This window comes from Aurantimonas sp. 22II-16-19i (assembly GCF_002088275.1).
Classification (GTDB): Bacteria; Pseudomonadota; Alphaproteobacteria; order Rhizobiales; family Rhizobiaceae; genus Jiella.
The window spans coordinates 128000-140071 of sequence record NZ_AQQS01000002.1 but is presented as its reverse complement, the minus strand read 5'-3'; the positions used below and the strand labels follow the sequence as shown (position 1 = coordinate 140071).

The following is a 12072-nucleotide window of genomic DNA, read 5'->3' as shown; positions in this document are numbered from 1 at the left end:
CGTGCCGCCCGAATGGCAGCGGCCGGCCAGCGATCAACGGGACCGGGACATCGACCATGCCGAAAAGCATCAACCCCGCGACGGGCGAGGTCATCGAGGACTACGCCGACCACAGCGACGCCGACGTCGAGCGGGCGCTGGAGAATGCCGAACTCGCCTATCGGGACTGGCGCAAAACACCCTACAGCCGGCGCGCCGACCTCCTCCTGCGGACGGCAGACGTCCTGGAACGACGCAAGGACGAGCTTGCCCGCATCGCCACGCTCGAAATGGGCAAGCGGCTGAAGGAGGCCGTCGCCGAGGTCGAGAAATGCGCCAATGGCTGCCGCTACTATGCCGAGCACGGCGAGGCGATGATCGCCGACGACGAGCGCCCCGGTCCTGCCGGCAGGAACTACGTCGCCTATCTGCCGATCGGGCCGGTGCTGGCGGTAATGCCCTGGAACTTCCCCTACTGGCAGTGCTTCCGCTTCATCGCCCCGGCGCTGATGGCCGGCAATGTCGGGCTCCTCAAGCACGCCTCCAATGTCAGCCAGTGCGCCCTCGAGATCGAGAAGGTGCTGCTCGAAGCCGATGCGCCCCAGGGTGTCTTCCAGACGCTGCTGATCTCGTCGAAGAAGGTCGAGCCGATCCTGCGCGATCGCCGGATCCGTGCCGCGACCCTCACCGGCAGCGAGGGCGCCGGTTCGGCCGTCGCGGCGACGGCGGGCTCGGAGATCAAGACCACCGTCCTCGAACTCGGCGGCTCGGATCCGTTCATCGTCATGCCATCGGCCGATATCGCCAAGGCGGTCGACGTCGGCGTCACCGCCCGCATGCAGAACAACGGCCAGAGCTGCATCGCCGCCAAGCGTTTCATCGTCCATGAAGACGTCTATGACGACTACGCCGCCCGCTACCGGGCGAAGCTGGAGGCGATGACCGTCGGCGACCCCATGGACGCCGCGACGGACATCGGGCCGGTGGCGATGAAGTCCGGCGTCGAGGATCTGGAGGACCAGATCGAGCGCTCGGTGAAAGCCGGTGCGAAGCTCACAACCGGCGGCGCGGTCGAGGGCAAGGGCTTCTACTTCAAGCCCGGGATGCTGGAGAATGTCGGCGAGGAGGCGCCGGCCTACCGCGAGGAGCTGTTCGGTCCCTGCGCGATCTTCTTCAAGGTGGCCTCGATCGACGAGGCGATCACCCTTGCCAATGATTCGGACTTCGGCCTCGGCGGGTCGGTCTGGACCAACGAGGCGCCCGAGATCGAGCGCTTCGTGCGCGAGCTCGACCAGGGCGGCACCCACGTCAACCGGATGACCGCCTCCGATCCGCGCCTGCCCTTCGGCGGGGTCAAGCGCTCCGGCTACGGCCGAGAGCTGTCGAAGGAAGGCATCCACGCCTTCATGAACGCCAAGACGGTCACGATCGACTGAGGGCGCAGCACCCCGGCGATCGCCCTCCCGCCACGCCGGCCGCCGACCCACTTGACGGCCGGCTGCCGAGGATGGAACACCGCGTCCTGGCTACGCAGTCGGGTGAGATGCTCCTGCCCTGCGGCAGGTGTCGGAACAAAGGGTCGGGCGCAGAGGGGGCAGCGGTGACGAGGCCGTGCAGATAGGGCTTCCGCAGCGGTGCCGAGCACCCATGCGGTGACATCTGGAGCGCTTCGGGAAAGCATTGGAAGGCACCCTCGGCAGGCGGCCGAACAGTTTCACGGCAGCCTTGTCGGCTGCCTACGGACAAGGCATAAATCCAACGTCGACAAGCGTCCGGGATCGGCGCCTCTGACCTGACACGGGGCGGTCGCTGCCGCGCTCGACAAGCGAACGGACACGGCGCATGAGCACGACCCAACCGCACGATGAGATTTCCGGCGATCCCGCCCGGGTGCTCGCCGCACGGGCCATGGCCGCCCGGGACACCGGAATCCGGCAGCTGTTCGCTTCGGATCCGGCGCGCTTTGCGGCATTCTCGGCATCCGCCGCGGGCCTGTTGCTCGACTATTCCAAGACGGCGATCGATGCCGAGACGCTGACGGCGCTGTTCGACCTCGCGCGGGCGCGCCAGGTGGAGGCCAGGCGCGACGCCATGTTCGCCGGCGCCCGCATCAACGCGACGGAGAACCGCTCGGTCCTCCATGTCGCACTGCGCGCCGAGCCCGCGGACGCCTACCGGGCGGACGGCGATCCGGTCAGCGCCGACGTGATGAACGTCCTGACGGCCATGTCGAACTTCGCGACCAAGGTGCGCAACGGCGAGATCGCCGGCTCGGGCGGCGACCTGATCACCGACGTCGTCAATATCGGCATCGGCGGCTCCGATCTCGGCCCGGTGATGGCGACGCTCGCCCTTTCCCCCTATCATGACGGCCCGCGCACGCATTTCGTCTCGAATGTCGACGGCGCCCACATGGCCGATACGCTGAAGGGCCTCGATCCGAAGACGACGCTGTTCATCGTCGCCTCCAAGACCTTCACCACCATCGAGACCATGACCAACGCGGCGACGGCCCGGCGCTGGATCGTCGCCGCGCTCGGGGAAGCCGCGGTCGGGGATCATTTCGCCGCGGTCTCCACCGCCCTCGACAAGGTCAAGGCGTTCGGCATCGGCGCGGACCGGACCTTCGGCTTCTGGGAGTGGGTCGGCGGACGCTACTCGATCTGGTCGGCGATCGGCCTGCCGCTGATGCTCGCCATCGGACCGGAAGACTTCCGCGAATTCCTCGCCGGCGCCCGCGACGTCGACCAGCATTTCAAGTCTGCGCCGCTGGAGACGAACCTGCCGGTGCTTCTCGGCCTCGTCGGCTACTGGCACCGGGCGCTGATGGGCTATCCGACCCGCGCGATCATCCCCTACGACCAGCGCCTCGCCCGCTTCCCGGCCTATCTCCAGCAGCTCGACATGGAATCCAACGGCAAGGGCGTCGATCTCGCGGGACAGCCGGTGGCGATCAGCGGGCCCGTCGTCTGGGGCGAGCCCGGCACCAACGGCCAGCATGCCTTCTTCCAGCTGATCCATCAGGGCACCGACGTCATCCCGGTCGAATTCATGGTCGGCGCCAATGCCCATGAGGGCGCCGACATGGCGGTCCACCAGGATCTTCTCCTCGCCAACTGCCTCGCCCAGAGCGAGGCGCTGATGAAGGGCCGCTCCCTCGAAGAAGCCCGCCAGCAGCTTCTCGATGCCGGAAAATCCGCCGCCGAGGCCGACGAGATCGCGCCGCACCGGGTGTTCACCGGCAACCGCCCGTCCCTCACCCTCCTTTACGCCACGCTCGACCCGCGGACCCTCGGCGCCCTGATCGCCCTCTACGAGCACCGGGTGTTCGTCGAGGCGCAGCTCTACGGGATCAACGCCTTCGACCAGTGGGGCGTCGAGCTCGGCAAGGAACTGGCGAGCGCCCTCGTTCCGATCGTCACCGGAGACGCAGCAGCCACCGGCCGCGACGGCTCCACCCAAGGGCTCGTCGCCGCCATTCAATCCATGAGGAATGCCTGATGTCAGCTAGTCCCGAGATCGAAGCCGTCGGCGCGAAAGTCCCCGAGCCGCGCCGAAACGACCCGGACACCCTGGCCCGGCAGATCGTCGAGAAGCTGACCTACTCGATCGGCAAGCATCCCGAGCAGGCCCGCAAATACGACTGGCTGCGTGCCACGACCCTCGTCGTGCGCGACCACATCATCGACCACTGGTTCGCCACCACCGACAGGGTGCGCGAATCCAAGGAAAAGCGCGTCTATTATCTGTCGATGGAGTTCCTGATCGGCCGGCTCTTGCGGGACGCGATCAACAATCTCCAGCTGACCGGCCCGATCCGCGAGGCCCTCAAGCGCTACAATGTCGACATCGACATGGTCGAGCTGCTCGAGCCGGACGCGGCACTCGGCAATGGCGGCCTCGGACGCCTCGCCGCCTGCTTCATGGAATCCATGGCCTCGACCGGCGTGCCGGGCGTCGGCTACGGCATCCGCTACGTCCACGGCTTCTTCCGCCAGGAAATCGCCGAGGGGGCGCAGGTCGAGCTGCCGGAGACCTGGCTCGTCCACGGCAACCCGTGGGAGTTCGAGCGGCGGGAATCGTCCTACGAGATCGGTTTCGGCGGCAAGGTGATGACGCAGAACGAGCCGGGCAAGCCGTCGCGCCAGGTCTGGCGGCCGGCCGAGCGGGTGCTCGCCGTCGCCTTCGACACGCCGATCGTCGGCTGGCGGGGCAATCAGGTCAACACGCTGCGCCTGTGGAGCGCCCAGGCGATCGACCCGATCCTGCTCGACGCCTTCAATTCCGGTGACCACATCGGCGCCCTGGTCGAATCGAACAAGGCGGAGGCCATCACCCGCGTCCTCTACCCCGCCGATTCCCATCAGGCCGGCCAGGAACTGCGCCTGCGGCAGGAGTATTTCTTCTCCGCCGCTTCGCTGCAGGACATCATCCGCCGCCATCTCGGCGAGAACGACAGCCTCGACAACCTGCCCGACAAGGTCGCGATCCAGCTCAACGACACCCACCCGGCGGTGTCGGTCGCCGAGCTGATGCGGCTGCTCGTCGACGTCCACGGCTACGACTGGGCGAAGGCCTGGAAGATCACCCGCGCGACCTTCGGCTATACCAACCACACCCTCCTGCCGGAGGCGCTGGAGCACTGGCCGATCAACCTCTTCGAGCGGCTGTTGCCGCGCCAGATGCAGATCATCTACCAGATCAATGCCGACGTCATTCGCGAGGCGTCCCAGGACAAGGGCTTCGACGGCGCGCAGATCTCCGCCATCTCGCTGATCGACGAGGGCCACGGCCGGCGCGTCAGGATGGGCCAGCTCGCCTTCGTCGGCAGCCATGCCGTCAACGGCGTGTCGGCGCTGCATACCGAGCTGATGAAGGAGACGGTGTTCCAGAACCTCCACCAGCTCTATCCCGACCGCATCCAGAACAAGACCAACGGGGTGACGCCGCGGCGCTGGCTGATGGAGTGCAACCCCGGGCTCACGGGCCTGCTCACCGAGGCGATCGGGCCGGGCTTCCTCGACGACATCGGCAAGATCGCCGAGGCCGACAAGCTGGCGGAGGATGCCGCGTTCCGGGATCGCTTCGCCGCCGTGAAGCGGGCGAACAAGGCCCGGCTCGCCGACCTCATCTCCGACCGGCTCGCCATCAGCCTCGACCCGGATGCGATCTTCGACATCCAGGTCAAGCGCATCCACGAATACAAGCGGCAGTTCCTCAACATCATCGAGGCGATCGCGCTCTACAACCAGATCCGCGCCCATCCGGAAAAGAACTGGACGCCCCGCGTCAAGATCTTCGCCGGCAAGGCCGCGCCGAGCTACGTCCAGGCCAAGGAGATCATCCATCTCGCCAACGACGTCGCCCGGCTGATCAACTCCGACCCGTCGGTCCGCGACCTCCTGAAGGTGGTGTTCATCCCGAACTACAATGTCAGCCTCGCCGAGATCATCATGCCGGCCGCCGATCTGTCCGAGCAGATCTCGACGGCGGGCCTCGAGGCGTCGGGCACCGGCAACATGAAGTTCGCGCTGAACGGGGCGCTGACCATCGGCACGCTCGACGGCGCCAATGTCGAGATGCTCGAACATGTCGGCGAGGAGAACATCTTCATCTTCGGCCTCAAGGCCGACGAGGTCGCCCAGCGCCGGCGCGAGACCCATAGCGGTCGCTCGATCATCGAGCGCACGCAGCTCCTGCGCGAGGCGCTGGATGCGATCTCGACCGGCGTCTTCGCGCCGGAGAGCCCGGCCCGCTACCACACCCTCGTCTCCAATCTCTACAACAACGACTGGTGGATGATCTGTGCCGACTTCGAGGCCTACTGGAAGACCCAGCGCAGCCTCGACGACCTGTTCCTGCGGCAGGACGAGTGGCAGACCAAGGCGATCCGCAACACCGCGCGGATGAGCTGGTTCTCGTCCGACCGGTCGATCCGCGAATATGCCTCGGACATCTGGCAGGCGGGCCCCGGCAAGGTCGTCTGAGCCGACCAGGGCGAGACCGGGCATCGGCCTCGCCTCTGACGCGAACGCAGGGTGGGCTCGTCCTCGCGGCGGGCCCGCCAAAACTGCATACGGACTGGTGTGGGACTAACTTTCGCGCAGCGGCTTTCCCCGCCGCGGCCCATCCTCCTTGACAGTTGCCGCACTATCTTCACTCTTCGATACCGACGAGGGCGAAAACAGGCACGGGTCGCCGCGCTTCGGACGATCCAGAATGGTGACGAGACGGCCTTTCCGGCCGAAAGATCGCCAGCAGGGAGGAACGATGGCAGATCAAAGACGACCGTTCGCGCCGCTGGCGCGCGACGCCATGGCCTATGTCCTGGCGGGCGGGCGCGGCAGCCGGCTGCTCGAATTGACCGACGCGCGGGCCAAGCCCGCGGTCTATTTCGGCGGCAAGACCCGCATCATCGACTTCGCCCTGTCGAATGCGATCAACTCCGGCATCCGGCGCATCGGCGTCGCGACGCAGTACAAGGCCCACAGCCTCATCCGCCACCTGCAGAACGGCTGGAACTTCCTGCGTCAGGGCCGCAACGAGAGCTTCGACATCCTGCCCGCCAGCCAGCGCGTTTCCGAAGACCAGTGGTATGCCGGCACGGCGGACGCGGTCTACCAGAACATCGACATCATCGAGTCCTACGCGCCGAAATACATCGTCATCCTCGCCGGCGACCATATCTATAAAATGGACTACGAGATCATGCTCCAGCAGCATGTGGACTCGGGGGCCGACGTGACGGTGGGATGCCTCGAAGTGCCGCGCATGGAGGCGGTCGGCTTCGGCGTCATGCATGTCGACGAGGACTTCCAGATCACCGATTTCGTCGAGAAGCCCAAGGATCCGCCGTCGATCCCGGGACGGCCCGACGTCGCCCTCGCCTCGATGGGCATCTACGTCTTCGAGACCAACTTCCTGATGGACCAGCTGCGCCGCGACGCGTCGGACCCCAATTCCCAGCGCGACTTCGGCAAGGACATCATCCCCCACATCGTGCGCCACGGAAAGGCGGTCGCCCACCGCTTCAACCGCTCGGTGGTGCGCTCGGCGATGGAGCCGGACAGCGAGGCCTACTGGCGCGACGTCGGCACGGTGGACGCCTACTGGCAGGCCAATATCGACCTGACCGACATCGTGCCGCCCCTCGACGTCTACGACCGCGACTGGCCGATCTGGACCTATGCCGAGATCAACCCGCCGGCCAAGTTCGTACACGACGAGGACGGGCGGCGGGGCATGGCGATCTCGTCCCTGGTTTCCGGCGACTGCATCATCTCGGGCGGCGCGCTCAACCGCTCCCTCCTGTTCACCGGCGTCCGGGTACATTCCTACTCGCAGCTCGACCACGCCGTCGTCCTGCCCCAGAGCGACATCGGCCGCAGCGTCCGGATCCGCAACGCCATCATCGATCGCGGCGTCCACATTCCCGACGGGCTGGTGATCGGCGAGGATCCCGAACTCGATGCCAAGCGCTTCCGCCGTACGGAGGCCGGCATCTGCCTCGTCACCAAGCCGATGATCGAGCGGTTGAGTTACTGACCACCCCATGCAGATTCTCGCCATTGCCTCCGAAGCCTTCCCGCTGATCAAGACCGGGGGGCTGGCCGACGTCGCCGGTGCCCTGCCCTTCGCCCTCGCCGCTCACGACTGCGACGTCGTCACCATGCTGCCCGGCTACCCCGTCGTGCTGAAGGCGATCGAGACGGCCGGTGCCGACGTCGCGGTCCTGCCGCTGGAGCCGGTCCTCGGCGGGGCGGCGCGCATCCTCGCGGTGACGCTTCACGGCCTGAAGCTCTTCGTCCTCGACATGCCCGAGCTCTACGACCGTCTGGGCGGGCCCTATACCGATGCCGGCGGCCACGACTACGCCGACAACTGGCGGCGCTTCGCCGCCCTGTCGAAGGCCGGTGCGATGGTGGCGCAAGGGGCGGTTCCGGGCTTCCTGCCGGACATCGTCCACGTCCACGACTGGCAGGCGGCGCTGACGCCGGTCTATCTCGCCGCCTCCAACCGGCCGCGGCCGAAGACGGCGCTGACCATCCACAACCTCGCCTTCCAGGGCAACTATCCGGCGGCGATCTTCCCGCAGCTGGAGCTGCCGCCGACGAGCTGGTCGATCGAGGGCGTCGAGTATTACGGCAATGTCGGCTACCTCAAGGGCGGCCTGCACGCCTGCGACGTCGTCACCACGGTCAGCCCCACCTATGCCAAGGAGATCGTCACGCCCGGCGGCGGCATGGGGCTCGACGGCCTCCTGCTCGGTCGCGGCTCGCGCCTCGTCGGCATCGTCAATGGCATCGACACGACGGTCTGGGATCCCGCCGGCGACCCGGCGATCGCCGCGCCCTATTCGGCGCGGAACCTGAAACCGCGGGTCCACGACAAGCGGGCGCTCGAGGGCGAGTTCGGCCTCAGGCGGGAGGACGGTCCGATCTTCGCCGTGGTCAGCCGGCTGACCTGGCAGAAGGGGCTCGATCTCGTCGCCGACATCTGCGACGAGATCGTCGCGCGCGGCGTACGCCTCGTCGTCGTCGGCTCCGGCGAGGCGATGATCGAAGGCGCCTTCCAGGCCGCCCATTCCCGCCATCCGGACCGTGTCGGCGTCAGGATCGGCTATGACGAGACGCTGTCGCATCGGGTACAGGCCGGCGCCGACGCGATCCTCATCCCGTCGCGCTTCGAGCCCTGCGGCCTCACCCAGCTCTATGGCCTGCGCTACGGCTGCATTCCCATCGTCGCCAAGGTCGGCGGCCTCGCCGACACGGTCGTCGACGCCAACTATGCCGCCGTCAATGCCGGGGCGGCGACAGGCGTGATCTTCCCGTCGCCCACTACGGACGCCCTTCTCGAGGCGATAGACCGCTCGCTGGAGCTCTACGCGGACGCCGCCGTCTGGCGGAAGATGCAAGTCGCCGCTATGAAGGCGGACGTTTCCTGGGACAAGAGCGCCGCGCTCTATGCCGGCCTCTACCGCGATCTGACGAAAGAATAGACGATGATCGAGACGATCGCCACCACACCCTACGACGATCAGAAGCCCGGCACCTCCGGCCTGCGCAAGAAGGTCCCGCACTTCCAGCAGCCGAACTACGCGGCGAACTTCATCCAGTCGATCTTCGACGCGCTCCCCCTCGATGGCGGCGAGACCCTCGTGATCGGCGGCGACGGCCGCTACTACAACCGCGACGTCATCCTGATGGCGATCCGCATGGCCGCCGGCAACGGTTATGGCCGCGTCGTCGTCGGCCAGAACGGCATCCTGTCGACCCCGGCGGCTTCCAACCTCATCCGCAAGCGCGGCGCCTCCGGCGGCATCATCCTGTCGGCCAGCCACAATCCCGGCGGTCCCGACGGCGACTTCGGCATCAAGTACAACGGCTCCAACGGTGGCCCGGCGCCCGAAAGCGTCACCGGCAGGATCTTCGAGAAATCGCGCACGATCGAGCGCTACCGCGTCTTTGCATCCACCGCGCCGGACATCACGAAGCTCGGCGAGACCAGGCTCGGCGACATGGTGGTCGAGGTGGTCGATCCCGTCGCCGACTATGCCGAGCTGATGGAGAGCCTCTTCGACTTTGGAAAGATCCGCGATCTCATCGCCTCGGGCTTCCGGATCCGCTTCGACGCGATGCACGCGGTCACCGGCCCCTACGCCACCGAGATCCTGGTGAACCGCCTCGACGCGGCGCCGGACAGCGTCGTCAACGCCGTGCCGATGGAAGACTTCGGCGGCGGCCACCCCGACCCCAACGCCGTCCACGCGGCCGATCTGATCGCCCATCTGATGGCAAAGGACGGGCCGGACTTCGGCGCCGCCTCGGACGGCGACGGCGACCGCAACCTGATCGTCGGCAGGGGCGTCGTCGTCTCGCCGTCGGACTCCCTCGCGGTGCTTGCCGCCAACGCCCATCTCGCCCCGGCCTATGCCGGCGGGATCGCCGGCATCGCGCGGTCGATGCCGACCAGCCAGGCGGCCGATCGCGTCGCCGCCAAGCGCAACATCGGCATCTACGAGACGCCGACCGGCTGGAAGTTCTTCGGCAACCTGCTCGACGCCGGCAAGGTGACCATCTGCGGCGAAGAATCGGCCGGCACCGGTTCGGACCATGTGCGCGAGAAGGACGGCGTCTGGGCCGTGCTCCTGTGGCTGAACATCCTGGCCGAACGGCGCGAGAGTGTTCAGGCCATTCTCGACGAGCACTGGGCCGAGTTCGGCCGCAACTTCTACCAGCGCCACGACTACGAGGAGATCGACGCCAGGGCCGCGAACGGGCTGATGGAATCGCTCCGGGACCGGCTCGCCTCGATGGCCGGCCAGCGCTTCGGCACCCTCGTCGTCTCCGAGGCCGACGACTTCTCCTACAAGGACCCCATCGACGGCTCGGTGGCGACCAGCCAGGGCGTGCGCATCATCTTCTCCGGCGGCTCGCGCATCGTCTATCGCCTGTCGGGCACCGGCACCGCCGGCGCGACCCTGCGCGTCTATATCGAGCGCTTCGAGTCCGATCCGGCAAAACACGCCCTCGCGCCGGAAGAGGCGCTGAAGGAACTGATCGATACCGCCGACGTCATCGGCGAGATCAAGAAGCGCACCGGGCGCAGCGAGCCCGACGTGGTGACCTGAGCCCCAGGCTGCCGAGCGGCGGGATGACGGGCGCGGCATAGGCATCCGCGCCGACGCGTTCCGCAACCTGCAGCCGCTCTTTCCACCTCGCTTCCTCCAGATCCAGTGAGACGATCGGACGGACGCCCCGACCGCGCTGGCAGCGTGGCCGGGGCGTCCGCTCCGCGAAAAAGCACGCCGCCGTCCGGAACCGTCGGTTCCGACGCCCGTTCGCCACGAGTGCGGGCATCGTCTCGCAGCGATCACCTATTGGAAGCGGACAGGAGAAACGGCATGGCGGATCATCAGACCAAAGGCACGGCCAAGGAAATCGGCGGAAAGATCAAGGAAACGGTCGGCAACGCCACCGGCGATCGCGAGGTCCAGAACGAAGGGACCGCAGATCGAACCGAGGGAAAGACCGAAAAGAACTACGGCAAGGCCAAGGATGCCATCAAGGATCAGTTCAAGAATTGATCCCCAGCCGGAATCTTGCGGCCAGAAATGTCCCGGATGCAGCCGAAGGTCCGCGTGAGAACGCTATCGCCAAGGCCATCACGGCAAACGATCAGATCGGAACATCATGCTGAAATTCATCGGCGGAACCATCGGAATCATCTTTCTCATCGGCCTTCTGGTCGTCGTCGGCCTGTTGATGCTGATCTTCTGAGCAACGGTGCGGCGACGCCGGAACAGGCTGCCGGCTCGGTCAGGCCGTGATCGACACCGATCGCTGCATCACGTGCTGATCGCAGCATCGGGTCCACGAGATCCCGGAAAGCCGCGAGCGTTGCGAATCTGAAGCCCGCGACCTTGTCATGGCCGAGATCGTGGATCATCCGGCGTCCGTCCCTTCCGCGGTGGATCCGTCGCCGAGCCCATCCCCGAGTATCGACACGCTCCTGCAGGCAACCATCGTCGTTCTGTCGCAAGCGCAGCCGTCGACGCAGCCGCGCCAGCGACAAGGAGCCCTGCCCGCTGGTTTCAAGCCCGCGCAGCGCTTCAGCTTACCCCCCCATGGCGTCAGTCGACGGCCTAGCGGTCCCGCCGATCACCGTTCCGGCGAAAGCCTCGGCAGCGCATCTGCGCGATGGTCCACCGAGATTGCCGGGCCGGCCCATCCCGGCCCGTTCTCGTCGCCCACCGTCACGGGCGGACGACGATCTCCACCCGCCGGTTTCGCTGCCTGCAGTTCTCGAAAACGCGGCTTCCCATCGTCAGGCCGTCGAAGGCGTCGGTTCCTGGAACACTGACGACGACGGCGGCAGCGGTCTTCATGCTGGCCGCAGCGGGAACCGGAGCGAGGGCGAAACCGGCAGTGGTGAGGATGGCGGCGGTCGCGAGAATGGCTCTGCTGGTCATCGGTCGGCTTCCTCTTCGTTGACGGCGGCGCTTCCGGCGCCGCCCATGTCCGGAAGCTACCCCTCGCCCGCCCCGTCATCCGTGATGGGGATCACAGGGGAAACCGGCCTCGTCCATACAGC

General features: G+C 66.9%; 9 protein-coding genes. 7 read left to right on the top strand and 2 right to left on the bottom strand.

What is annotated here, in order from left to right:
* Positions 1-56: 56 nt before the first annotated feature.
* The 7 genes from ATO4_RS03240 to ATO4_RS03210 all read left to right on the top strand — a co-directional run bounded on the left by ATO4_RS03240 (position 57) and on the right by ATO4_RS03210 (position 11065).
* On the top strand, positions 57-1415 hold the full coding sequence (locus ATO4_RS03240) for an NAD-dependent succinate-semialdehyde dehydrogenase (RefSeq protein ID WP_083589977.1): 1359 nt from the start codon (positions 57-59) through the stop codon (positions 1413-1415).
* A gap of 406 nt (positions 1416-1821) precedes the next feature.
* Positions 1822-3480 carry a glucose-6-phosphate isomerase gene (pgi, locus tag ATO4_RS03235; protein ID WP_083589976.1) on the top strand — a complete coding sequence of 553 codons (1659 nt, stop codon included), beginning with the start codon at positions 1822-1824 and terminating at the stop codon, positions 3478-3480.
* Positions 3480-5966 (top strand): glycogen/starch/alpha-glucan phosphorylase, encoded by a 2487-nt coding sequence (locus ATO4_RS03230; RefSeq protein WP_083589975.1) that lies wholly within the window; start codon positions 3480-3482, stop codon positions 5964-5966. Before pgi ends, ATO4_RS03230 begins: the two co-directional genes overlap by 1 nt.
* Before the next feature lie 283 nt (positions 5967-6249).
* Complete coding sequence (gene glgC, locus ATO4_RS03225) at positions 6250-7524, top strand: glucose-1-phosphate adenylyltransferase (protein ID WP_083589974.1); 1275 nt, start codon at positions 6250-6252, stop codon at positions 7522-7524.
* A gap of 7 nt (positions 7525-7531) precedes the next feature.
* The gene (glgA, locus tag ATO4_RS03220) at positions 7532-8977 is read left to right on the top strand and encodes a glycogen synthase GlgA (protein WP_083589973.1); all 1446 of its coding nucleotides are present in this window, start codon (positions 7532-7534) and stop codon (positions 8975-8977) included.
* A 3-nt stretch (positions 8978-8980) separates the two neighbouring features.
* The gene (locus ATO4_RS03215) at positions 8981-10609 is read left to right on the top strand and encodes an alpha-D-glucose phosphate-specific phosphoglucomutase (RefSeq protein ID WP_083589972.1); all 1629 of its coding nucleotides are present in this window, start codon (positions 8981-8983) and stop codon (positions 10607-10609) included.
* Between the two features lie 273 nt (positions 10610-10882).
* Complete coding sequence (locus ATO4_RS03210; RefSeq protein WP_083589971.1) at positions 10883-11065, top strand: CsbD family protein; 183 nt, start codon at positions 10883-10885, stop codon at positions 11063-11065.
* 146 nt (positions 11066-11211) lie between these two features.
* Here the strand turns inward: ATO4_RS03210 and ATO4_RS27585 are convergent, their stop codons facing one another.
* A complete protein-coding gene (locus tag ATO4_RS27585; protein ID WP_176222841.1) occupies positions 11212-11427 on the bottom strand; it encodes a hypothetical protein in 216 nt (71 codons plus the stop codon).
* 307 nt (positions 11428-11734) lie between these two features.
* On the bottom strand, positions 11735-11950 hold the full coding sequence (locus ATO4_RS03205) for a hypothetical protein (RefSeq protein WP_083589970.1): 216 nt from the start codon (positions 11948-11950) through the stop codon (positions 11735-11737).
* Between the last annotated feature and the right edge of the window lie 122 nt (positions 11951-12072).

Excerpts from the sequence above, each read along its gene's own strand:
- ATO4_RS03240 (WP_083589977.1), top strand. The coding sequence starts at position 57 with ATGCCGAAAAGCATCAACCCCGCGACGGGCGAGGTCATCGAGGACTAC.
- pgi (WP_083589976.1), top strand. The coding sequence starts at position 1,822 with ATGAGCACGACCCAACCGCACGATGAGATTTCCGGCGATCCCGCCCGG.
- ATO4_RS03230 (WP_083589975.1), top strand. The coding sequence starts at position 3,480 with ATGTCAGCTAGTCCCGAGATCGAAGCCGTCGGCGCGAAAGTCCCCGAG.
- glgC (WP_083589974.1), top strand. The coding sequence starts at position 6,250 with ATGGCAGATCAAAGACGACCGTTCGCGCCGCTGGCGCGCGACGCCATG.
- glgA (WP_083589973.1), top strand. The coding sequence starts at position 7,532 with ATGCAGATTCTCGCCATTGCCTCCGAAGCCTTCCCGCTGATCAAGACC.
- ATO4_RS03215 (WP_083589972.1), top strand. The coding sequence starts at position 8,981 with ATGATCGAGACGATCGCCACCACACCCTACGACGATCAGAAGCCCGGC.
- ATO4_RS03210 (WP_083589971.1), top strand. The coding sequence starts at position 10,883 with ATGGCGGATCATCAGACCAAAGGCACGGCCAAGGAAATCGGCGGAAAG.
- ATO4_RS27585 (WP_176222841.1), bottom strand. The coding sequence starts at position 11,427 with ATGATCCACGATCTCGGCCATGACAAGGTCGCGGGCTTCAGATTCGCA.
- ATO4_RS03205 (WP_083589970.1), bottom strand. The coding sequence starts at position 11,950 with ATGACCAGCAGAGCCATTCTCGCGACCGCCGCCATCCTCACCACTGCC.